The sequence below is a fragment of the Pseudooceanicola sp. NS-SX9 genome (assembly GCF_057380705.1).
The window spans coordinates 49968-73271 of record NZ_JBXXRN010000007.1 but is presented as its reverse complement, the minus strand read 5'-3'; the positions used below and the strand labels follow the sequence as shown (position 1 = coordinate 73271).

General features: G+C 66.7%; 19 protein-coding genes and 3 pseudogenes. 18 read left to right on the top strand and 4 right to left on the bottom strand.

Going from position 1 to position 23304, the window contains the following annotated elements:
- Nucleotides 1-114 precede the first annotated feature (114 nt).
- Nucleotides 115-3744 (bottom strand): hydantoinase B/oxoprolinase family protein, encoded by a 3630-nt coding sequence (locus tag AC2ITM_RS23425; RefSeq protein WP_486470794.1) that lies wholly within the window; start codon nt 3742-3744, stop codon nt 115-117.
- 220 nt (nt 3745-3964) lie between these two features.
- Here AC2ITM_RS23425 and AC2ITM_RS23420 point away from each other — a divergent pair, with 220 nt between their 5' ends.
- The 14 genes and pseudogenes from AC2ITM_RS23420 to AC2ITM_RS23355 all read left to right on the top strand — a co-directional run.
- On the top strand, nt 3965-4972 hold the full coding sequence (locus AC2ITM_RS23420) for a zinc-binding dehydrogenase (RefSeq protein WP_486470793.1): 1008 nt from the start codon (nt 3965-3967) through the stop codon (nt 4970-4972).
- Nucleotides 4969-5370, top strand: coding sequence for a PaaI family thioesterase (locus tag AC2ITM_RS23415; RefSeq protein WP_486470792.1), 402 nt, complete (start codon nt 4969-4971; stop codon nt 5368-5370). Before AC2ITM_RS23420 ends, AC2ITM_RS23415 begins: the two co-directional genes overlap by 4 nt.
- Before the next feature lie 112 nt (nt 5371-5482).
- The gene (locus AC2ITM_RS23410) at nt 5483-6406 is read left to right on the top strand and encodes a branched-chain amino acid ABC transporter permease (RefSeq protein WP_486470791.1); all 924 of its coding nucleotides are present in this window, start codon (nt 5483-5485) and stop codon (nt 6404-6406) included.
- Between the two features lie 3 nt (nt 6407-6409).
- Nucleotides 6410-7387 carry a branched-chain amino acid ABC transporter permease gene (locus AC2ITM_RS23405; RefSeq protein ID WP_486470790.1) on the top strand — a complete coding sequence of 326 codons (978 nt, stop codon included), beginning with the start codon at nt 6410-6412 and terminating at the stop codon, nt 7385-7387.
- Entirely contained in the window at nt 7387-8151 is a 765-nt protein-coding gene (locus AC2ITM_RS23400) for an ABC transporter ATP-binding protein (protein WP_486470789.1), read from the top strand. Before AC2ITM_RS23405 ends, AC2ITM_RS23400 begins: the two co-directional genes overlap by 1 nt.
- A complete protein-coding gene (locus AC2ITM_RS23395; RefSeq protein ID WP_486470788.1) occupies nt 8151-8852 on the top strand; it encodes an ABC transporter ATP-binding protein in 702 nt (233 codons plus the stop codon). Before AC2ITM_RS23400 ends, AC2ITM_RS23395 begins: the two co-directional genes overlap by 1 nt.
- Before the next feature lie 204 nt (nt 8853-9056).
- Entirely contained in the window at nt 9057-9998 is a 942-nt protein-coding gene (locus AC2ITM_RS23390; RefSeq protein WP_486470787.1) for an alpha/beta fold hydrolase, read from the top strand.
- Nucleotides 9999-10020: 22 nt separating this feature from the next.
- Nucleotides 10021-11628 (top strand): class I adenylate-forming enzyme family protein, encoded by a 1608-nt coding sequence (locus AC2ITM_RS23385; RefSeq protein WP_486470786.1) that lies wholly within the window; start codon nt 10021-10023, stop codon nt 11626-11628.
- Between the two features lie 180 nt (nt 11629-11808).
- Nucleotides 11809-12588, top strand: coding sequence for a GntR family transcriptional regulator (locus AC2ITM_RS23380; RefSeq protein WP_486470785.1), 780 nt, complete (start codon nt 11809-11811; stop codon nt 12586-12588).
- A 48-nt stretch (nt 12589-12636) separates the two neighbouring features.
- Nucleotides 12637-13317, top strand: a complete 681-nt coding sequence (locus AC2ITM_RS23375; RefSeq protein WP_486470822.1) for a TetR/AcrR family transcriptional regulator — start codon at nt 12637-12639, stop codon at nt 13315-13317.
- A 215-nt stretch (nt 13318-13532) separates the two neighbouring features.
- Entirely contained in the window at nt 13533-14837 is a 1305-nt protein-coding gene (locus AC2ITM_RS23370) for a cytochrome P450 (RefSeq protein ID WP_486470784.1), read from the top strand.
- Nucleotides 14838-14847: 10 nt separating this feature from the next.
- Entirely contained in the window at nt 14848-15036 is a 189-nt protein-coding gene (locus AC2ITM_RS23365; protein WP_486470783.1) for a ferredoxin, read from the top strand.
- Between the two features lie 2 nt (nt 15037-15038).
- Complete coding sequence (locus AC2ITM_RS23360; protein WP_486470782.1) at nt 15039-16238, top strand: NAD(P)/FAD-dependent oxidoreductase; 1200 nt, start codon at nt 15039-15041, stop codon at nt 16236-16238.
- A gap of 168 nt (nt 16239-16406) precedes the next feature.
- A pseudogene (locus tag AC2ITM_RS23355) lies at nt 16407-16535 on the top strand (IS110 family transposase); the annotation flags it as partial.
- A 39-nt stretch (nt 16536-16574) separates the two neighbouring features.
- Here AC2ITM_RS23355 and AC2ITM_RS23350 read toward each other — a convergent pair.
- The 3 genes and pseudogenes from AC2ITM_RS23350 to AC2ITM_RS23340 all read right to left on the bottom strand — a co-directional run bounded on the left by AC2ITM_RS23350 (nt 16575) and on the right by AC2ITM_RS23340 (nt 18973).
- A pseudogene (locus tag AC2ITM_RS23350) lies at nt 16575-17506 on the bottom strand (IS5 family transposase).
- Between the two features lie 132 nt (nt 17507-17638).
- Nucleotides 17639-18199: pseudogene (locus AC2ITM_RS23345) on the bottom strand (hypothetical protein); the annotation flags it as partial.
- Nucleotides 18200-18313: 114 nt separating this feature from the next.
- Complete coding sequence (locus tag AC2ITM_RS23340) at nt 18314-18973, bottom strand: GntR family transcriptional regulator (protein ID WP_486470781.1); 660 nt, start codon at nt 18971-18973, stop codon at nt 18314-18316.
- Nucleotides 18974-19086: 113 nt separating this feature from the next.
- On the opposite strand from AC2ITM_RS23340, the gene AC2ITM_RS23335 reads away from it, so the two are divergent.
- Genes AC2ITM_RS23335 through AC2ITM_RS23320 form a run of 4 tightly spaced genes read left to right on the top strand, consistent with a single transcriptional unit; the run spans nt 19087 to nt 23304 of the window.
- Nucleotides 19087-20451, top strand: coding sequence for an acyclic terpene utilization AtuA family protein (locus AC2ITM_RS23335; RefSeq protein WP_486470780.1), 1365 nt, complete (start codon nt 19087-19089; stop codon nt 20449-20451).
- Nucleotides 20448-20819: an AtuA-related protein gene (locus AC2ITM_RS23330; protein WP_486470779.1), complete on the top strand. Its 372-nt coding sequence runs from the start codon at nt 20448-20450 to the stop codon at nt 20817-20819. Before AC2ITM_RS23335 ends, AC2ITM_RS23330 begins: the two co-directional genes overlap by 4 nt.
- Before the next feature lie 24 nt (nt 20820-20843).
- A complete protein-coding gene (locus tag AC2ITM_RS23325; RefSeq protein WP_486470778.1) occupies nt 20844-22403 on the top strand; it encodes an ABC transporter substrate-binding protein in 1560 nt (519 codons plus the stop codon).
- A 1-nt stretch (nt 22404) separates the two neighbouring features.
- Nucleotides 22405-23304, top strand: coding sequence for an ABC transporter permease (locus tag AC2ITM_RS23320; RefSeq protein WP_486470777.1), 900 nt, complete (start codon nt 22405-22407; stop codon nt 23302-23304).

Genomic DNA, 23304 nt, shown 5'->3' with positions numbered 1-23304 from the left:
TCGCCTGAGTGTCCTTGCGCGTGTCCTTGCCCTGCGGGACAAGGCAAAGGGCCGCGGCATCCTCCTGCCGCGGCCCTTCCCTGCATGCTCCGTCCCGGCGCGCCGGGGTGGGGCTCAGCCCTCCGTCCCGACCGGGCCGTAGCCGCCGCCACCGGGCGTTTCCATCAGGAAGACATCGCCCGGCACGACCTCGATCGCGTCATTGCCCTTCAGCTCCACGACCGTGCCGTCGGCCCGCAGCAGGGCGTTCCGGCCGCATTGCCCGGGCGCACCGCCCGCCGCGCCCTGGGGCGGCACGACCCGGTGCGAGGTCAGCACCGTGGTGGTCATGCCCTCCAGGAAGCGCAGCTTGCGCCGGATGCCGTCGCCGCCCCGATGACGCCCCGCCCCGCCCGACCCGCGCCGGATCGAGAATTCGTCGATCCGCACCGGGAAGCGCCATTCCAGCACTTCGGGATCGGTCATCAGGGTGTTGGTCATGTGCGAATGCACGGCGCTGGTGCCGTCGAAATCGGGGCCCGCGCCGGTGCCGCCGCAGATCGTTTCGTAGTTCTGGAAGACCTCGTTGCCCCAGATGTGGTTGTTCATCGTGCCCTGGGACCCGGCGATCACGCCAAGCGCGCCGTAAAGCGCATCGGCGATGGACTGGCTGACCTCGGTGTTGCCCGCGATCACGGCGGCCGGGTAGCGCGGGTTGATCATCGTGCCCTCGGGCACGCGGATCTTCAGCGGCTTCAGGCACCCCGCGTTCATCGGGATGTTCGACCCGACCAGCGTGCGGAAGACATAGAGCACGACCGCATGGCAGATCGAGATCGGGGCATTGTAGTTGCCCCGGTCCTGCTCCGAGGTGCCGGAGAAGTCGATGACGGCCTCGCGCGCGTCGCGGTCGACCTTGATGTCCACCTCGATCTGCAGCCCGCTGTCCAGCTTGTAGACGTTGTGCCCGTCCTTCAGCGCGCCCAGCACGCGCCGCACGCTTTCCTCGGCATTGTCCTGGACGTGGCGCATGTAGGCCTGCACGACGTCGATGCCGAACTGGCGCACCATCTTGCGCACTTCCTGCGCGCCGGTCTCGTTCGCGGCGATCTGCGCGGCAAGGTCGGCCATGTTGTTGTCGATGTTGCGGCAGGGATAGCGGCCGGAGGCCAGAAGCGCCCGGGTGGCGGCGTCGCGGAAGGTGCCCCGGTCGACAAGCTTGAAGTTGTCGATCAGCACGCCTTCCTCGTCGATATGGGTCGAATCCGGCGGGGCGGAGCCCGGGGTGCGCCCGCCGATATCGGCGTGGTGCCCGCGCGAGCCGACGTAGAAGAGGATCTTCTCCTGCGCCTCGTCGAAGACCGGGGTGATCACGGTCACGTCCGGCAGGTGCGTGCCGCCGTTGAAGGGCGCGTTCAGCATGAAGACGTCCCCGGCGCGGATCTGCCCGGCGTTCTCGCGGATCACCGTGCGCACCGATTCGCCCATCGAGCCCAGGTGGACCGGCACGTGCGGCGCATTGGCCACCAGTTCCCCATCCGGGTCAAAGAGCGCGCAGGAGAAATCGAGCCGTTCCTTGATGTTCACCGAGAAGGCGGTGTTGGCAAGGGTGGCACCCATCTGCTCGGCGATCGACATGAAGAGGTTCGAGAAGACCTCCAGCATGATCGGATCGGCCTCGGTGCTGACCCGTTCGGCGGCGCCGCGCGGGATGGTGCGGTCGAGCACGAGGTTGCCGAGGTCGTCGATGGTGGCGCTCCAGCCGTCCTCGACGACATTGGTGCCGGTGGGCTCGGTGATGATCGCGGGACCGATCAGGGTCTGGCCGCAGAGCAGCTCCTCGCGGCGGTAGAGCGGCGCCTTGCGATGCGCCCCGCCGAAGCTGATCTCGACCAGGTCATGCGGCGCGGGCGTGCCCTCGACTGGCGCGCTGCGCTGCGCGCTCACCGCCTCAGCTAGGCCGATGGCCTCGACGGAGAGCGTCTCGATCACCATGTCGCGGTCCGGTTCGGCGAAGCCGTACTTGGAGCGGTGGGTGTCCTCGAAGGCGGTGCGCATCTCCGTGGCGGAGCCGAAGGGCACCTCCAGCGCCAGGTGCGAGCCAGCATAGCGCAGATGCGCGACCTTGAGCGCGGTGATCGTGTCGCGCTCCACGCCCTGCCCGGCAACTTCGGAGACGGCCTCGGCGCCCATCCCGGCCAGGAAGCTCTCTGCGGCGCAGACCGAAGCGTCGGTCAGCGGCTTGTTGAACTGCGCCTGGCGCATCGCCCGGATCTCCGCCAGGCCCATGCCGTAGGCGGAGAGGACGCCCGCGAAGGGATGCAGGAAGACCCGGTTCATGCCCAGGGTGTCGGCAACGAGGCAGGCGTGCTGGCCACCGGCGCCGCCGAAGCTGTTCAGCGTGTAGCCGGTCACGTCGTAGCCGCGCTGGACGGAGATCTTCTTGATCGCGCTGGCCATGTTCTCCACCGCGATTCGCAGGAAGCCCTCGGCCACCTCCTCGACTGGCATCACCGGATCGCCCGTTTCGCGGGCGATATGCTCAGCCATGGCCCGGAATTTCTCGCGCACGGCGTCGACGGCGAGCGGTTCGTCGGCGTTCGGACCAAAGACACGGGGGAAGTGATCCGGTTGCAGCTTGCCCAGCAGGACGTTGCAATCGGTCACCGTCAGGGGACCGCCGCGGCGGTAGCAGGCGGGCCCGGGGTTTGCGCCTGCGCTTTCCGGTCCGACCTGGAAGCGGCCGTCCCGGAAGGTCAGGATGGAGCCGCCACCGGCGGCGACCGTGTGGATGCTCATCATCGGCGCGCGCATGCGGACACCGGCGACCTCGGTCTCGAAGGAGCGTTCGTAGCTGCCGGCGTAGTGGCAGACATCGGTGGAGGTGCCGCCCATGTCGAAGCCGATCAGCTTGTCATGGCCGGCCAGTTCCGCCGTCTTGACCATGCCGACGACGCCGCCTGCGGGGCCCGAGAGGATCGCGTCCTTGCCCTGGAACATCGAGGCATCGGTCAACCCGCCGCTCGACTGCATGAAGAGCAGCTGCTTGCCGTCGTCCTGGCCGCCGTCCAGCGCCTCGCGCACCTGGTTCACGTAGCGGCGCAGGATCGGCGAGAGATAGGCATCCACCACGGTGGTGTCGCCGCGGCTGACCAGCTTCATCAGCGGGCTGGCCTCATGGCTGGCAGAGACCTGATCGAAGCCCATCTTGCGGGCAATCTCAGCGGCTTGCTGTTCATGCGCGGGGTTCTTGTAGCCATGCATGAAGGCAATGGCGACCGAGCGGATGCCATCGTCGTGGGCGGCCTGCAGGGCGGCCTCGACCCCGGCGAGGTCGATGGCTTCAAGCACCTGGCCGTCCTTGTCCAGCCGCTCGTCGACCTCGGCAACGCTTTCGTAGAGCATCTCCGGAAGCTGGATGTGGAGGTCGAAGATCCGCGGGCGGTTCTGGTAACCGATGCGGAGGATGTCGCCGAAGCCGCGGGTGGTCAGCAGCAGGGTCCGATCCCCCTTGCGCTCCAGCAGGGCGTTGGTGGCAACGGTCGTGCCCATCTTCACGGCAGAGATCGACCCCGGGGGGATCTGCTCTCCGGGCGCCATGCCGAGCAGGTCGCGAATCCCCTGCACGGCGGCGTCCCGGTACTGTTCGGGATTCTCCGACAGCAGCTTGTGCGTCTTCAGCGCGCCCTCCGGCGTCCGCGCGACGATATCCGTGAAGGTGCCGCCCCTATCTACCCAGAATTGCCACACGGTCAGTCTCCTCATGTTGGCAGGCCCCGGACGGGCCCCTGAACCTGTTGTCCCGGTCCCTCCCTGCGGCGGACCGGCCGGGACGAAGCTTTTGTCGTCCTGCTTGCCCATTTATTATACTTGCTGTATTTAAACAAGCTAGGAATGCCGGTGATTGCCCCGGAAGCGCTTGACCGAGGGTGCAATCCGTGTAGCGTGATTATTAAATACGCACAGTATACAATGGGAGATGGCAATGCTGGCCTACCAACTGACCGCCTATGGCAAGCCGGGCACACATGCCCTGACGGAAATGCCAGATCCGACGCCGGCCTCTGGCCAGGTTCTGATCGCCAACGAGGCCATCGGCCTGAACTACCCGGACCTGCTGATGGTCCAGGGCCTCTACCAGAAGCGCCCCGAGCCGCCCTTCATCCCGGGCCGCGACTGTGCCGGTACCGTGCTGGCCGTGGGCGAAGGCGTTTCCGGCTTCGCGCCCGGCGACAAGGTCGTCTCCCAGACCTTCAGCGGGGCCTTCGCGGAAAAGGTGCTGGCGCCGGTCAGCCGCGTCTTCCATCGCCCAGAGGGCGTCTCTGCCGTGGATGCGGCGGGCGCGATCACCGTCTTCAACACCGCCTTCGTCGCCGTTTCCATCCGCGCGGGCGTCAAGGCCGGTGACCGGGTCGTGGTCACCGGTGCAGCCGGCGGCGTTGGGGCAGCGGCGGTGCAGGTCGCGCGCAACCTCGGCGCCTCGGTCGTGGCCGTCGTCTCTTCGGAGGAGAAGGCGGAGCTGGCCCGTGCCAGCGGCGCCGACCAGGCGCTGGTCATCGCCGACCGCAGCGAGGACGGGCTGAAGGGCTTCTTCAAGAAGACCGTGCGCAAGGCCTGGGGCGATGACCGGGGTGCCGATGTCATCGTCGATACCGTGGGCGGCTCCATGTTCATCGCCGGCCTGCGCGGGCTGGGTTTCGGCGGCCGGCTGGTCATTGTCGGCTTCGCCTCGGGCGACATCCCCTCGGCCAAGGCGAACTACCTGCTCTACAACAACCTCACCGTGATGGGCGCGCCGCTGGACATCCATTTCGACGAGGCGCTGGAGAAGATGCGGGCCGGGGCCGACTGGTGGCTGTCCCTGCTGGCCGAGGGCAAGGCAGTGGCGAACGTCACCCGGACCATGCCCTTCGCGGAACTGATGCAGGGCCTGCAGGACATCGAGGACCGCAAAATCCTGGGCAAGGCCGTCGTCACGGTCGGCGCCGCATGAAGGCCACCGGGGATCTCCTGGCCTTCGCGCCGTTCCGCCGGGACGACGGGCTGATGAACTTCATCGGCGCGGCGGAGATCGCGGTGACAGCGGAGGGGGTGATCCTGCGGCTGGACTGCGAGGACCGCGCCGCCAATCCGCAGGGCATCCTGCATGGCGGCGTGCTGTCCACCCTGTGCGACGTGGGCATGTACGAGGCCGCCAGGCGCGCCTTCGGCCGCGACTGCGTGACGGTCGCGCAGGAGATGAAGTTCCTGCGCGCCGGGCGCCCCGGCGCGCTGCTCGAGGTGGTCTGCACCATCCTCAAGCCCGGGCGCAGCCTGACCTTCTGCAGCGCGACGGTCCTGCAGGGGGGCAAGGCCATCGCGCAGTCCGGCGGCCAGTTCGCCGCACTCTGAAGACCCTCCCCGCAGGGGCCGGACCCGAACGGGACGCAGATCCCGGACCGACCCCGACAGACAGACCCAATAACACAGGCTGACAACAGCCGAACCGACAGAGAGGATACCCATGACCGCTCTCATAGCGGAGCAGGTGCTCAACGGCTTTCAGCTGGGAGTGCTGCTGTTCCTGATCGCCGCAGGCCTGACCCTGATCTTCGGGGTGATGGACTTCATCAACCTCAGTCACGGCTCGCTCTTCATGATCGGGGCCTACCTTTCCGTGACCATCCTCCAGCTTGTCGACAGCTTCGCCCTGGCGATCCTGCTGTCCAGCCTCGCCGTCTTCACCATCGGCGTGATCTTCGAGGTGACACTGGTCAGCAGGCTCTACAGCCGCAGCCACCTGGACCACGTGCTGGTGACCTTCGGCATCATCCTCTTCGCCAACGAGGCGGTCAGCCTGATCTGGGGCAGCGTGCCGATCTTCTCCGGCCTGCCCGCGGCGCTGTCGGGCCAGGTCTCCCTGCCCTTCGGGATCGCCTACCCCTCCTACAGGCTGCTGGTGATCGCGGCGGGGATCGCCGTGGCCGTGGCCCTGTTCCTGCTGGTCAACCGCACCCGCATCGGGATGCTGGTTCGGGCCGGGGCGACCAACCGCACCATGGTCTCGGTCATGGGGGTGAACATCCGCCTGCTCTACACCGTGGTCTTCGGGCTGGGTGCGCTGCTTGCGGGGCTGGCGGGATCGCTTGCCGCACCGCTGCTGTCGGTGCAGCCGGGCATGGGCGAGGCGATCCTGATCCAGAGCTTCGTCGTGGTGGTCATCGGCGGGCTGGGCTCGATCAACGGGGCGTTGCTGGCGGCGATCATCGTCGGGCTCATCGACACCATCGGCCGCGCCTTCCTGCGCGACATCCTGGCGCTGGTCTTCTCGCCCAACGTCGCCAGCGAAGCCGGTCCGGCGCTCTCCTCCATGCTGATCTACATCCTCATGGCGCTGGTGCTGTTCTTCCGTCCCGGGGGCCTAGTGCCCATGCAGAAGCGGAGCTGAGCCATGCGCAAGACACTCGACCTGCAATCTCTCCTGGTGCCGCTGATCGCGGTGGCCATCGGCCCCGTGGTCGCCCTGCTCACCGATGATCCCTACGTGCTGACGATGTACGAACGCGCGCTGATCTTTGCCGTGGCGGCGACCAGCCTGAACCTGATCCTGGGCTTCGGCGGCATGGTCAGCTTCGGCCACGCGGTCTACATCGGGCTGGGCGCCTACACGGTCGGCCTGCTGGCCAATGCCGATATCACCGCGCTCTGGATCCATGTCCCGGCCGTGCTGCTGGTCTGCGGGCTGGCGGCTGGCGTGATGGGGCTGATCGCCCTGCGCACCACCGGCGTCTACTTCATCATGATCACCCTCGCCCTGGCGCAGATCTTCTACTACACCGCCGTTTCCTCCTCCTTTTTCGGTGGCGACGACGGGCTGGTGATCAACGAGCGCTCGACCCTCTTCGGCGCCTATGATCCCTGGTCCTCCTGGCAGTTCTACTGGTTTGTCGCGGTCATTGCCGTGCTGCTGATCTGGGCCGTGACCGCCATCGTGAACTCGGACTTCGGGCTGCGCCTGATCGCCACGCGGGAGAATGCGCAACGGGCCGGGGCGCTCGGGCTGCACGTCATGGGCACGCGGCTGCTGGCCTTCGTCCTGGCGGGCATGGTCTGCGGCCTGGCCGGGCTGCTGCTGGCCAACCAGTCCGAGTTCGCCTCTCCAGGCTACGCCAACTGGCAGCGCTCGGGAGAGCTGCTGGCCATCGTCATCCTGGGCGGCGTCGGGCTGCGCATGGGGCCGGTCTACGGTGCCTTCGCCTTCGTCCTGATCGAACATGTCCTAGCCGGTTACACCAACCACTGGCAGATCCTCTTCGGGCCGCTTCTGGTCCTTGTCGTGCTCTTCCTGCACGGCGGCCTCGGCGGGCTGGTCGACCGGCTGCTGCGCCGCGGCCCCCGCAACACCCCCGATTTCGAGGAGGCCCACTGATGACCACCGCCGCACTCGACCTCTCCGGGATCTCCGTCAGCTTCGGCGGAATCCGGGCCCTCAACAAGGTGAACCTCACCCTCGACCCCGGCCAGATCCACGCGCTGATCGGGCCCAACGGGGCCGGCAAGACCACCCTCGTCAGCGTCCTCTCCGGAGAGCTGACCCCCGACAACGGCGACGTCGTGCTGGGGGGCCGCAACATCAACCACCTGCGCCCCTACCAGCGGGCCCGGCAGGGGCTGCTGCGGACCTACCAGCTGACCGCGCTCTTCCAGCACGTGCCGGTGCGCCGCAACATCCTGATGAGCCTCGAGGCCCGCGACCGGGCACGCCTGTCGCTCATGGACCTCGTCACCTTCGGCGCGGAGCGGCGCTATGCCGGTGAAGTGGCCGAGGTGCTGGAGGATTTCGGGCTCACCGCGAAGGCCGACACCCTGCCCGCCGCGCTGTCCCACGGCGACCGGCGACGGCTTGAGCTGGCCATGGCGATCATTGCCCGACCGGGCGTCCTGCTGCTGGACGAACCGCTTGCCGGGCTCTCCACCGCAGATGCCGAGGCGCTGGTGGAGATGATCCGCCAGCGCCTGCGCGGCCGCACCCCGATCCTGCTGATCGAGCACGACATGGACGCGGTCTTCAGCCTGGCGGACCGGATCACGGTCATGGTGGATGGCACGGTCCTGATGACCGGCACCCCGGACGAGGTCCGCTCGTCGGAAGCGGTGCAGGTCGCCTATCTCTCGGACGAGGAGGATTTCTGATGCTGACACTCGATCGCGTCTGCGCCAGCTACGAGGACAGCCAGGTCCTGTTCGACCTCTCCATGGAGGTGAAGACCGGCACCGTGACCACCCTGCTGGGCAAGAACGGCATGGGCAAGACCACCACCATCCGCACGCTCTTCGGCCTGACCAGCCGGATCACCGGGGATATCGTCCTGGACGGCGAGCGGATCAACGGGCTGCCGCCGCATCGCATCGCCCGCAAGGGCGTGGCCCTGGTGCCCGAGGGGCGGCAGGTCTTCCCCACCCTCACGGTGGTGGAAAACCTGATCGCCACCGCCCGCGCCGGCAGCGGCAAGGAGCGTGCCCGTCAGGAGAGCATGGTCTACGACCTCTTCCCGCGCCTGGCGGAGCGCAAGACCTCCTTTGCCAATCTCCTCTCGGGCGGTGAGCAGCAAATGCTGGCCATCGGTCGCGCTCTGATGACCAGGCCGCGCTTCCTGATCCTCGACGAGGCGACCGAGGGGCTGGCCCCGGTCGTGCGTCGGGAAATCTGGGCGGCCCTGAACGCGCTCAAGGCCGAGGACCTGACCATCCTCGTGATCGACAAGAGCCTGCGGCCGCTCTGCAAGCTGGGCGACAGCCACAACATCCTGCGGCGCGGGACACTGGCCTGGACCGGCGGCTCGGCCGAGCTGGCAGACCCGGGCAGCCAGGCGCGCCGGTTCCTGAGCCTGTGACGGGACGGGGCGTGACGCTCCGTGACGGGCCGGTCCGGGACCGCCACGCGCCCCGGACCGCCTGAAAATTCCGCGCCTGACCACGAAGCTCCCGCCGCAAGGCCCCGAAACGAAGCTTCACCTTGTGTTTAAAATACTTGCCGTATTTAAATATTTACCAAGCCCAGTTGACTCCCGGGCTGAAAGGAATCGGAAGGACCCGCGATGACCGTGCTGACCCCCCTGCAGATCGAGGACATCCACGTCGCCCGAATGGACGACGGAGCGCAGATCGCCTTTCGTCGCTGGGGAGGGGAAGCTGGGCGCCGGATCCTGATCTCGCATGGCAACGGCCTGGCGATCGACGGGTTCCGGGACTTCGGTCGTGCACTGGCAGAGCAGTTCGAAGTCATTGCCTTCGATCTGCGCAACCACGGCCAAAGCCCGCGTGGCCCGCATCCGGAAAACCCCTGGCCGCGCTACATCGCCGATATCCCTCAGATCTTCGACGCGATCGAGGCGACATACGGCCCGAAGGAAACGCATGGCGCCTTCCACTCCATGGCCTCTGCCTGCACCCTGATCGCCCAGTCGCTGACTCCGCGGCCGTGGGCCTCTCTCACGCTCTTCGAGCCGCCTGTGCCCCCGGTCCCCGATCCCGCCCTGAGCGCGCGGTTCGACAAGGTGCAGGGCGCCATGGCCGCCCGCGCCGCCCGCCGTCGCTCGAACTTCGCCGCACCGGGCGAGCTGGCCGCCTCTTTCCGCCGGGCATCGACCTTCAACGGGATCCCTGATGCCGCGCTGGAGATGCTGGCCAAGGCCACGATGACCCGTAGCGGCGCAGATCCGGAGCAGCCCTGGGAACTGGTCCTGACCCCGGCGGCCGAGGCACGCAACTTCGATACCGAGGTCCTGAAAGGCTATTGGGACGGGCTTTCTGCCGTCGATGTCCCGATCCAGATCATCGTGGGCGATATAGTCGTGCACGATATGCCGAACCTGCCGGAAATGTCGGACTGCCTGTCCGACCACTTCGGCTATCCGGTCCGTGCCGTGCCCGGCACCAACCACTTCATGCAAATGCAGCAGCCGGACCTTTGTGCCCGGCATATCATGGAATTCACCAGACCGGCCTCGGACAGCGCACCTGCCCGGACCCAGCCCTGAAACGCGCAAGGGAGACACGACAATGACATGTCCGACAGGGACCACACCCGCAGCCCCCCGGTTCGAAAGCCTTCTGCAAGCTCTGGAATACTGGGCGGAGCACCAGCCCGATGCGCTGGCGGTGGAAACCGCCGATCACGGCAGCCTGACCTACGCCCAGCTTCTGGCCAATGCCCGCGGCCTGGCCGCGGGCTTCCGCAAGCTGGGTCTGAGGACCAGGGACCGCGTGGCGATCCAGCTGCCGTCCTCTCCGGAGTTCGTGGTCACCTACTTCGCCTGCCAGATAACCGGCTGCGTGATGACGACCCTGCACATGCCCTACCGCCAGGAGGAGCTGCGGCCGCTGATGACCTTCGCGAAGCCCTGCGCCATCGTGACCGCCAAGGTGGGCAGATACGATGCCCCCGCGACCATGCAGCTTCTGGCCGACCAGATCCCGAGCCTCGAGCATGTGATCGTGGTGGGCGCACCCGATGACGCCGGCCACATTGCCTTTGCCGCCCTTTCCACCGACCACGTCACGGAAGAGATCCCCCCGGCCCCGGCCGGGGAGATCGACAGCGTGATGTGCTTCACCTCCGGCACGTCCTCGGCGCCCAAGGCCGTCTTGCGTACCGCCCCGGTGATGACCGAGAACGCCCGGCTCTTCTCCTCCATGCTCTCCATGACGAAGGAGGACCGGGTGATGATCGCCCCGCCGCTGACCCACGTCTTCGGACTGAGCTGCGCCGGCAACGCGATCTACGTGGGCGCGACCATCGTGCCTGTCCCGCTCTTCACGCCGGAGGTCTATGCACAATACCTGACGGAGCTGGCCCCGACGGTGGTCTATTCGGCTCCCGCCCACCTGGCCGCCACGCTCAAGAGCGGCGCGATGGAGCGCAAGCCCCCGGTGACGGTCCGCGACGTGATCGTCGGCGGCTCGATCTGCCCACCCAAGGTCGCCGCAGCCTTCGAGGCGCACCTGCCCAACGGTCGCGTCGGCAATCTCTTCGGGATGACCGAGCTGACGCTGACCACCCAGACCGATCCCACCGATCCGCCCGAAATCCGCCATGCCACCGTCGGCAAGATGGCCGAGGGCATGCATATCCGCATCGTCGGGCCCGAGGGGCAGATCCTGCCAGTTGGCGAAGAGGGTGAAATGCAGATCAGCGGCTATTCGATGTTCAACGAATACGTCGAGAACCCGGATGCTAATGCCACCGCCTTCACCGCGGATGGCTGGTTCCGCACCGGCGACCTGGCCTCGCTCGACGAGGCCGGGAACATCATGATCACCGGGCGTTCCAAGGACATCATCAACCGCGGCAGCATCAAGATCAATCCGTCCGACATCGAGAGCATCCTCGATTCCCACGAGGCCATCGTGCAGTCGGCCCTGGTGCCGATGCCCGACCCGGTGCTGGGCGAACGGATCTGCGCCTACGTCGCCCTCAAGGACGGCAAGACGCTGGAGCTTGCGGATATCTGCGCCTTCCTCGACAGGCTCAACATCGGCAAGATGCGCTGGCCCGAACGGCTGGAAATCGTCGACGAGATGCCGATGACCCCGACGCGCAAGATCATCAAGCCAGTGCTGGTCTCCGACATCCGGCGCAAGCTGGAGGAAGAAGAGGAAAACGTCTGAGCGCCTTCTCCCCGGCCCCGGACGCAGTGCCCCCGCCCGTCCCCGGGGCGGGGGTGCGCATCCATCTGCCCTGCAATGCCGCAGCTCTCCGGCCACGGCGCGCGCCGGCCCGTCTTTCCGGTGTCGCCCCTCCGGCGGATCCGGTATCCTGAACCTCCATGTCTCCGGAAAGGGTTCCGAATGGCCAAAGCTGCCGCCTCGAAACAGAAGGATATCCCGAATCTCGAGGATATCGAGAAGCGCTCGAAACGGGGCCGCCCGCGCGGCATGGCCACCCAGACCGTCTATGACACCCTGCGCGACGAAATCCTGACGCTCGAGGCCCAGCCGGGCGAATACCTGGACGAATCCCTGCTGGAGAAACGCTTCGGCGTCTCTCGCACCCCGATCCGCGAGGCGCTGATACGGCTGCAGTCGGACCGGCTGGTGCGGTTCTCCGCAAACCGTGGCCATTTCGTGGAAGTCGTGAACATCGACGAGATCCCCCGGCTCTTCGAGGCGCTCGACCTCTACCAGGCGGCAGTCTTCCGGCTGGCCGCCCGGCGCCGGACCGAAGAGGCATTGGCCGACCTGGAACGGATCAACGAGGCCTATTACGCGGCCGCCACCGCCGGAAGCCACAAGACGATGACGGAGATGAACCACCAGTTCCACATGCGCATCGGCAAGGCGGCGGGCAACGGATTCCTCGCGGAGGCCTACGAGGCCGCGCTGAATTACAGCATCCGCCTGACCTACCTGATGTTCGAGGAAGCCAGCCAAGAGCCCCTGCATTACGAGACCTACTATTCGCGGGTCTATCAGGAGCACAAGCAGATGATCCAGCTCATCCGGGACCGCGATGGTGACACGCTGGACGAGCTCAGCAAGCGTCACACCCAGCTCTTCAGCGAACGTGTCGCGGCCTTCGTCGTGGCGCGTGAGCCGCTGCGGTCCACCCCCCAGGAATTCGTTCGCTAGGCCCCGTCCCGCCGGGGCGGCAATTGACAGGACCGCCGCGCCGCTCCTATCGTCCGCCCGCCCCTTCCCGGAACAAGGTCAGGTCTCATCGCCCTCGTCACCAAAACCGCGCCGCCCACGGTCACCCTCCAGCACTACCTGGCGGAGGAAGAGTCAAACCACCGGCGCACCGTCGATGCGGCCGCGGCAATGTTCCGCGAGCGTGGCTTCGCCGCCGTCTCCATGGCAGAGATCGCTGCCGCGGTGGGTCTCTCAAAGGCCGGTCTCTACCACCACTGGCCCGGCAAGGAAGCGATCCTGCAGACCATCGTTCGGTTGTCCGGTGAACTCCTGCTGGAACACCTGCGCCGTGTCGAGGAGCTGGACGAGAGCCCCGGCAACCAGCTGCGCGACTACGTGACCTCCCGGCTTGAGACCGTGGCCCAGCATCAGGCGCTCTTCACCGTCACCTGGCAGGAACGCGCCATCGTCAGCTCCGGCGATTTCGACGGTCTGACCCGCATGGCCGAGGATTACCGTCACCGGGTCCGCGCGCTCATCGACCGCGCCAAGCGGAATGGCGAGGTCCGGCCCGAAGTCGACAGCCACCTGATGATGCTGGCGCTCGACGGGATGACCGGCTGGGCCTATTTCTGGTTCCGGCCTGACGGGAATCACGACATCCGGCAGATCGCGGATGCTTTCTGGATGATGCTCAGCCAGGGCGTCACGCCGGCTTCGGCAGCCTGAACCCCACCGCTTTCCGGCCCCCAGGTTTCCGCAGGGCAATCCTGCGGACCTGTGGGTGATTCCTGCGCGCCTGAAGCCAGTTTTTCCGACCTGATTGCACGTGAGCGTTGACAGCTTAGCCCGGTTGAGTCTACCCAATTTGCGTACCGACCGACGCGACGGTCGGTTTCTTGGAGAAGCCCGATCACGCGCGCCCCAAACGGAAGGCCAGAGCCATGCAAGAAGAAGCAAGCGTCAAAGCGAGCTGCCCCTTTTCCGGCGCCTCTTCCAGTCAGGAGATCTCCCTGCTGGATCCGGAAACCCGTGACTGCCCCTACCCCGCCTATGCCCGGATCCGCGCCGAGGAGCCGGTGAAGTACCTGCCGGACCAGGACATCTGGATCGTCAGCCGCTACGAGGATGTCGATTGGGTGCTGAGCAACCCCGTGCATTTCACCTCGAAGGAAGCGCTGTCCAGCGGCAATGCCTACCGTGATTACCCGGAAGCGCTGGAGGTGCTGAAACGCTCCCGCGCCCTGCCGCGCCAACGCACGCTGATCTTGGCGGACCCGCCCGTCCATGCCTTCCATCGAAAGGTGGCACAGCGCGCCCTGGCCCCGGCCCGCACCCTGCGCGCCTTCGGCCCGACCATCGAAGCCCGTGTCAACGGTTTCATCGACCGCTTCATCGAAAGCGGCGAATTCGAGGTGGTCAACCAGTTCTCCATCCCGCTGCCGATGGCCCTGGTTAGCATGATCTTCGACGTCACCGAGGAACAAGTCTACCGGATGAAGGGCTGGTCGGACAATTTCTTCGCCGCCCTTACCGGCCATGTGCCGGAAGAGACGGTGATGAACGCCGCCCTCGACACGCTGGTCTTCGAGGATTTCGTGCTCGACCGAATGGCCAAGGTGCGTGAGAGCGGCTCGGACTGCTTCATCGGCAAGCTCCTCGACCAGCCGGAAGACGAACGCCCGCTGACCGATGCCGAGGTGGTCAATATCTGCTCCCAGGTGCTGGTCGGCGGCAACGAGAGCACGATCAACTTCATCTCGAACCTCGTCTACGCCATCGCCACGACCGAGGGACTGGAGGCCCGGCTGCGCGCCGATCCGGACCTGATCCCGAACCTGCTGGAGGAATCCCTGCGCCACGAGGCTCCGCTGCAGGCCATGTACCGGATCACGCTGGAACCCGTCGAGCTGGGCGATGTCACCATCCCCGTAGGCGCCAAGCTGATGCTCAACTTCGGCTCCGCCAACCGCGACGAGGCCTTCTACGAGAACGGAGAGGTGCTCGATATCGACCGCGACAACCGCGAGACGCTGCACATGGCCTTCGGCCGCGGCATCCACGCCTGCGCCGGTCAGACCATCGCCCGCCGCGAAGGGCTGATCGCGCTGAAGGTGCTGCTGGCGCGCACCCGCAACCTGCGCCTGGCTGAGGGCAAGCCCCCGGTGCGCAACCCGCTCTACGGCGTGCGCGGCTTCCAGACCCTGCATGTCGCCTTCGATCCGATCCCGCAAACCGAAGAAGCCTGAGGAGGTTCAAATGCCCAAGGTAACCGTCGACATGAGCCTGTGTGAATTCCACGGCCAATGCGTCTTCGTCGCACCCAAGGAATTCTGGTTCACCGAGGATGACGACCTCGATTACAAGACCGAGGTCCCCGAAGAGGACCGCGCGCGCGTCGAAAAGGCCGCCAAGGCCTGCCCGCAGCTGGCCATCAAGGTGGAATGACCATGGCCGCGCCTGCTGCTGCTGACCGCTTTGTCATCGTCGGGGCCTCTCTGGCGGGCCTGCGGGCCGCCGAGGCCCTGCGCGAAAACGGCTACGGCGGGGAAATCGCCGTGGTGGGCGCGGAAGACCATCTGCCCTACAACCGTCCGCCGCTGTCGAAACAGATCCTGACCGGGGCCCAGAGCCGCCCGGAACTGGCCTTTCCCCTGGCCGAGGATCTGGACGTCACCTGGCACCTGGGCAGCCCGGCCACCGCGCTGGACATTCCCGGCCGCCAGATCACGCTCGGCTCGGGCGCGACGCTGGCCTATGACCGGCTGCTGATCGCCACCGGCGTCACCCCCTTCCTGCCGCCGCTGCCCGGCGCCGACCTGGACGGGGTGCATGTGCTGCGCACCATCGCGGATTCCGAACGGCTGGGCGCCGAACTGGAGCCGGGACAGCGCCTGGTGATCCTCGGCGCCGGTTTCATCGGCTGCGAGGTCGCCGCCTCGGCCCGCCAGCGCGGGTTGGAAGTGACGGTGATCGACCAGGCGGACCGGCCCATGGCGCGGGCGCTCGTGCCCGACCTGGCCCGTGTCTTCACCCAAGCCCATGAGGCACAGGGGGTCCGCTTCCACTTCGGACGCACCGCCACCGGCCTGACCGGCCAGGGTCGCGTCGATGGGGTGACGCTGGATGACGGCACGCAGATCCCGGCCGATCTCGTGCTGGTCGCCGTCGGCTCCCGCCCCGCCACCGGCTGGCTTGAGGGCTCCGGCCTGACCCTGCGCAACGGCGTGGTCTGCAATGGCGCCTGCCTGGCGCTTGGCAGCCAGGGCCGCATCGCGGCAGCGGGCGACGTCGCGGTCTGGCCCCATGCAGGCTATGGCAACCGCGAGCTGCGTATCGAGCACTGGACCAATGCCGCCCAACAGGGTGCCGCGGCGGCCCTGGCCCTGATCGCCCCCGAAGGCTCCGCCGTACCCTACGCGCCGCTGCCCTCTTTCTGGTCTGACCAGTACAGCCTCAAGCTGCAATCCCTCGGTCTGCCGGCCGAAGCCGACCGACTCGAGGTCGTCCATGGCACGCTCAGCGAGCCGAAGTTCCTGGCCGAATGCTGGAAAGGCGAAACCATGATTGGCGTGGTCGCGCTGAACATGGCCCCGCGCCTGGCCCGGTACAGGATGCGGATGGAACAGGACTTTCTCAGCGCCGCCTGACGGACACCTCAGAAAATCGGACTGGCAGGCCATCGAGACCTGCCGAACCATCCGCAACAGCGCCAGACAGGGGAAATGTCATCCAGCGCTTTGGGGGAGATTACGTCCAGCACTCACACATGGTTCAATTCTCAATGCACATTCGGCGCTCTCTGGAGAGAGCCCCGCGGGCTGGAGGCCTGCGCGACGGCCCATCATTGGGCGCGGACGTTGGCAGCGATCGGCCATGAGGTGCGCCTGATCGCCCCAAAGTTCGTCAAGCCGTACTTGAAGAACCAGAAGGGCGTTGTTGCAGAAAGGCGGCCTGAGACGTGAGTGCCCCTTTCCCGTTCAGGCTCAGGCCACGCGAACAACCTCGGCGGTGCCGAGCGCGTTGAAGCGATTGATAAGAGCGACGCGGATGTGGATTTCGGCGGTTTGGCGATCGGGGTCCCTTGCAGCGATGCGCTCGCCGAAGGACTTGATGCAGCGCATCTTGGCCTCCACGCGGCTGCGAGCGTGGTATCCGGTCCACCGTTTCCAGAACGCCCGGCCGTAGTGACGTGTGGCGCGCAGGGTTTCGTTGCGCGCCTTGGCAGCCGGGCAGTCCTCTTTCCAAGCCCGACCGTTCCTTCGGATCGGTATGATTGCCGAGCCGCCGCGTGCGATGATGGCGCTGTGACATCGGCGGGTATCGTAGGCGCCATCCGCAGTCACGGTGCCGATGTCCTCGTCCTCGGGGTCTGGCCCAACAGGTCTGGCAGGATGGGGCTGTCGCCTTCCCGGCTGGGGGTGAACTCAACGGCCCGGATATCCGAAGTGGTAGTGTCCATTGCCAGATGCACCTTGCGCCATTGGCGACGACCCTGAACACCATGCTTGCGGGCCTGCCATTCGCCGTCGCCAAGAAACTTGATGCCGGTGCTGTCCACCAGCAGATTCAGCGGCCCGTCGGCACGACGATAGGGGATCTGCACCTTGAGGGTCTTCTGCCTACGGCACAGCGTCGAGTAGTCGGGAATGGGCCAGTCCAGTCCTGCGAGCCGCAGGAGGCTCGCGACCATCCCGGCTGTCTGTCTGAGCGGCAGTTTGAACAGCACCTTGATCGACAGGCAGAACTGGATCGCGGCATCCGAGAAAACTGGCGGGCGCCCTGGGCGTCCCTCATGCGGCGCGTGCCAGGCCATCTCCTTGTTCAGCCAGATCAGCAGTGACCCGCGCTTCCTGAGCGCATCGTTGTAGGTAGACCAGTTTGTCGTGTGGTAGCGGGCGGGCTTGGGCTTGCTCATGCAGCGCGTCTAACCGCATGGATTCCCGATGTGAATCCTTCACCGGCTGAGTTCTGCAACAACGCCCTTCCAGTGTCAAAGCCTCGCCCCCAGACGAGCCCGGCGCACTAAAATACCTTGATAGATCTCCAGTCATTTCAGCCCCCATAATAGTTTCAACCTATGGGAAAAGACTAACTCGGAATTATCACTATTTACAGCTAGAGTTGTATCGGCTCGGTCGCGTCGGGTGGTCGCGATGAAATGCGCGACCACATCCGCCCCCAGTTCACGTCCGAACATCTCCGATGCTTCAAGCGCCTCAACAGCCTGGTTCAGGTTCAACGGCAGGCGCGGCTTGTCCGTCTGTGCGTAGGGGTCCGCAAGCGGCGCTCCCGGATCGAGCTCCCGGTCCAGCCCGTCGAGCCCGGCAAGGATCTGCGAGGCCATGAACAGATACGGGTTGGCAGACGGTTCCCCAGACCGGTTTTCAAAATGCGTTGCTGGATCGCCGGGCCCACCAACCAGCCGCAACATGGCCGCCTTGTTGTCATCCGACCAGATCGCTCGCTGCGGTGCCAGCGCATTGCCGTTGAGCCGCTTGTAACCGTTGATCGTAGGGTTGGAGAACGCGGTGCAGGCCGGCGCATTCTCCAGCAATCCCGCGCAATAGGCCCGCCCAACCGGAGACATCAGGTCAGTCTCGGACACAAAGGCATTGACGTCGCGCGCCTCGCCCGGGTTGAACCGCGACCCGAAGGCCCACTGTTCCCCGCCGCCGGGTCGGTGCGCCGGAAAGGCCCCCGCGGACCGGACCGGCCGCCGGCCTCAGGGCAGATCGCCCAGCACGAAATTGGCCTTCTGGTAGAAGTCGCGCGGCCGCCGGATATGCGACAGGATCACCGCGCGCAGCGCCTCGGGATCCCCGCGCGACAGGATCTCGACCATCTGGAAATGCTCCTCGATGGCGATCTCGCGGATCGCGTCGATGGGAAAGGCCCGGGTGCGGATCGGATGGGTGGCAAAGGTGTAATGGGCGATGGCCTCGGCCAGCGGGCGGTTGCCGGCCGCCGCATAAAGGCGCCCGTGGAAGGCGTTGTTCAGCTCGAAGACCTCGCCGAAGCGGCGCGCCCTTGAGGCCTCGCGGTGGGCTTCGGCCAGGGTCGTCAGTTCCTGCAGCACCGCCGCATCCAGCGGTGCGGCGAAATGCGTGGTCGCCTGGGCCTCTAGGCATTCGCGGATCTCGTAGAGATCGCCGATCTCCTGCAGGGAATAGTCGCGCACATGCACGCCCTTGTTGGGCTGGCGCACCACCAGGCCGGAATGCTCCAGCTCGGTGAAGGCGCGGCGCACCGCGTGGCGCGTGGCGCCGGTGCGCGCGATCACCTCGTCCTCGACCAGGCGTTCGCGCGGGTTCAGCTGGCCGGCGATGATCTCGCCCTGCAATTGCCGGTGCACGTCGGCCCAGCTCTTGGCGGTGTCGGGCATGGCTCTCCTTTCCCTCGTCTGGCTTGAAAGAATAGCAGAAAATCCTATCGGCGCAATTAGCGTTGACATTATCGATAATACTGGCGATGACTGACGCAACGGAGGAGGAACCCGTGTTCAGAATCGGAAGTGGCGCCGGATTTTCCGGAGATCGCATCGACGCACCGCAATCTGTCGTGGCCGCCATCGCCGCGGCCGGGGAAGGCGGAGCCATCATCTTCGAGACCCTGGGCGAGCGCACGCTGGCGCTTGGCCAGATCGCCCGCAAGCAGGACCCCTCGCGGGGGTACGAGCCCCTCCTGGCCGATTTCCTGGAGCCGATCCTGGCGCCGTCCGTGGCCGCGGGCATTGCCATCGTGGGCAATTTCGGCGCCGCCAACCCGCGGGCGGCCGCAGCCTGCATCCGCACCCTTGCCGCACGCCTTGGCCTGCCCGCGCTGCGGGTCGCGGTGGTGACGGGGGACGACCTGCTGGGCCGGATCGACCTGGCGCAGACCGAACGCTGGGAGGGGGATCAGCACCTGCCCGCGCTGGAGGGCGAGGTCGTGGCGATCAACGTCTACATGGGTGCGCGTGCCATCGCCGATGCCCTGTCGGAAGGCGCGCAGGTGGTGGTCACGGGCCGGGTGGCCGATCCAGCGCTGGTGCTGGGTCCGCTGGTGGCGCATTTCGGCTGGGACTGGGCCGACCTGGACCGCATGGCCGCCGGAACCCTGGCGGGGCACCTGCTGGAATGCGGCTCTCAGGTCAGCGGCGGCTATTTCGCCGATCCCGGCCTGAAGGATGTCCCCCGCCCCGCCGAGATCGGCTTTCCCATCGCCGAGGTCGAGGCCGACGGCAGTTTCGTGATCACCAAGGCCCCCGGCACCGGCGGTCTGGTCGATACCCGCACCGTGACCGAACAGCTGCTGTATGAAATCCACGATCCCGCGGCCTATCTGACGCCCGACGTGACGCTTGACATCACGGGCGTGCAGATCGCCCAGCTGGGGCCCGACCGGGTGCATGTGACCGGCGCCCGCGGCCATCCGGCCCCCGAGCGGCTGAAGGCCACCGTCAGCTACCACGGCGACTGGATCGGCGAGGCCGAGATCTCCTATGCGGGACCCAATGCGCTGTCGCGGGCGCGGCTGGCGGTCTCGACCATCCGCGAGCGGCTGAAGCTGGCGGGGATCGGTGCCAAGATGCGTGCCGACATCATGGGCACGGTCAGCGCCTTCGATGACGACAGCGGAGAGCTGCTGGCGCGGTTCCACGGCGGCCCCGACGGCGACTACCGCGTGCGCTTTGCCTTCGGCAGCCCCCGCCGGGACGAGATCGGACGCGCCGTGGCCGAGGTCAACGCGCTGTACTGCTGCGGCCCGGCCGGCGGCGGCGGCGTCCGCCAGAGCATCCGCGCCCGCGTCCGCACCCTGTCTCATCTGGTGCCCCGCCACCTGGTCAGCCCCGCCTACCATTTCCTGGGAGAGGACGCATGAGTTCGCGCAAGGTGCCGCTGCACCGCATTGCCCATGGCCGTTCGGGCGACAAGGGCAACCGGCTGAACGTCAACGTGATCGCCTATGACGCCGCCCATTGGCAGGTGCTGCGCGACCAGGTGACCGAGGCGCGCGTCGCCGCCCTGTTCGCCCATCGTGGCGCCACCGCCGTCACCCGCTACGAGCTGCCGGGCCTGAAGGCGCTGAACTTCGTCATCGACGACGTTCTGGAGGGCGGCGTGAATTCCAGCCTGGGCATCGACACCCATGGCAAGTGCTTGTCGTTCCTGGTCCTGGGGATGGAGGTGGTCCTGCCGGACGGGCCCGACGGGCCACCCCCGCAGGATCAGCAGAAAGCATACGTCTGAATACGTCTTAGGGAGGAGACCAGGATGAAACGACTGAAGGCAACCGCAGCGCTGCTGCTGGGGGGCGCGCTGCTGGCAGGCCCCGCCACCGCACGGGACCTGAAGCAGGGCGGCACCTTCCGGGTGGGCATTCCGCAGATGGCGCCCTCGGCCGATCCGGTCGTGACGACCTTCGGGATCAACTGGCTGACCGCCACCGTCGCCTGCGAGCCCCTGTTCGCCATCGATGCCAATTGGGCGCCGCAGCCGATGCTGGCCGACAGCTTTGCCTACAGCGATGACGGCAAGACGCTGACGATCAAGCTGCGCCCGGGCCTCAGCTTCCAGTCGGGTGCGCCGCTGACCGCCGCCGATGCCGTGGCCTCGCTGAACCGCTACCGCGACTCGGCCGGGATCGGTGCCACGCTGAAGGCCGTCACCACCGGCATCGAGGCCGTCGACGACCTGACGGTGCGCATCGACCTGAAGACCCCCACCGCCATCGTGCCGGGGCTGATCGCCTCGGCCCAGGCCTCGATCCTGTCGCAGGCCTCGCTGCAGGGCGCCTCGGCCACCCAGGCGGTGCGGACCCTCGATTGCACCGGCCCCTACAAGCTGACCAGCTACCAGCCCGACCAGGGCGCCGTGCTGACCCGCTGGGACGGTTACCAAAGCCGCACCGAACCCTCCTCGGCCTATGCCGGCGCCAAGCACGCCTATGCCGACGAGATCGACCTGAAACTGATGCCCGAGGCCTCGGTCCGGCGCGACAGCCTGCTGACCGGCGGCATCGACATGGCGATGGACCTGCCGTTCGATTTCTACGACGCGCTGCAGAAGGGCAAGGACACCTTCGGTCAGGTCATCCCCGACAACCAGTCGCTGACCGTGGTCTTCAACACCAAGTCGGGACCGGCGGCCAATGTCGATCTGCGCCGGGCAATCTACTATGCGCTCGACATGGATCCGATCATGCTGGCCTCGGTCGGCAATCCCAAGTTCTACAAGCTGGATCCCAGCTGGATCCCCGATCCCAACAGCATCTGGTACACCACCGCGGGCGTGCCCGACGGTTTCGGCAAGGCAAGGCCAGATCTGGTGAAAAAATACCTGGCCGCCGCCAACTACCACGGCGAGAAGATCCACTGGCTGGTCGCCGCCGAGCAGTACCAGAAGCACTACCTGCCCGCGCTGGTCGCCCAGCAGGAACTGGCGGCCTTCGGCATCAACGTCGAGATCGTCCAGAGCCCGATGGCCAACTACATCCAGAACCGCACCGATCCGTCGCAGATGGATGCGTTCTCCAGCTTCCTGCCGACCTATGTGGACCCGACCTCGATCGCCTATCTGAACCCGACCTATCCGGGCTTCTGGACCGATCCGCAGAAGACCCAGTTGATGGGCCAGCTGGCCTCGACGCTGGATCCGGCCGCACGAAAGGCGCTGTTCGAAAAGATCCATGCCCTGATCTACGACCAGTTCCCCTTCATCAAGTACGGAACCGAGGCGAACCTCTACGGGATGCGCAAGGGCGTGGGCAACCCGCCGGACGTGCCCAGCCGGGGCTATGACCTCTACAACGTCGCCCCGCCGCCGCAAAGCTGAGATGACCGTGACCGACCTGACCTCTGCCCCCGGTGTGGCTGACGAAGCCGAGGTCTTCGTCAGCGCCAACCCGCCGCTGTGGAAACGCCTTGTCCGCCATCCGACGGCAATGGCCTCGATCCTGCTGCTGGTGGTGATCGCGGGCAGCACGCTGCTGGCGCCGCTGCTGCTGCCCGGCAATCCGATGCAGCTGAACCCGATCGCCCGTTTCACGCCGCCCGGCGCGAAGCATTTCTTCGGCACCGACAACCTGGGCCGCGACATGTTCCGCATCGTGCTGTACGGCGGGCGCACATCGCTGTTCGTGGGTCTGGTCGTCACGGTGGTCTCGATGGCTGTGGCCATCGTGCTGGGGGCCCTGTCGGGCTTCTACCGGGCGCTCGACGTGGTGCTGATGCGCTTCGTCGACGGGCTGATGGCCTTCCCCGGCATCGTCATGGCGACCGCCGCGGCCGCCATCCTGGGCCCGTCCAGCCAAACGGTGATCCTGTCGCTGACGGTGGTGCTGATCGCGCCCTCGCTGCGCATCGTGCGCGGCCAGGTCCTGGTGGTGCGCGAGCTGCAGATGATCGAGGCCGCGCGCGCCACCGGCGTGCCCACCCTGCGCATCTTCACCCGCTACGTGCTGCCCGCAGTGATGTCGCCGATCCTGGTGCAGGCCTCGTTCATCTTCTCGGCCGCAGTGCTGGGCGAGGCGGGCCTGTCGTTCATCGGCGTCGGCATCGGCCCGCGCGAACTGTCGTGGGGCAATGCCCTGAGCGAGGCGCGCAACTACATCGCCGATGCGCCCTGGATCGTGATCTTTCCGGGTCTTGCGCTGATGCTGACGATCCTGGCGCTGAACCTGCTGGGCGACAGCCTGCGCGACATCCTTGACCCCCGCCTGTCCCGGAGCCGCTGA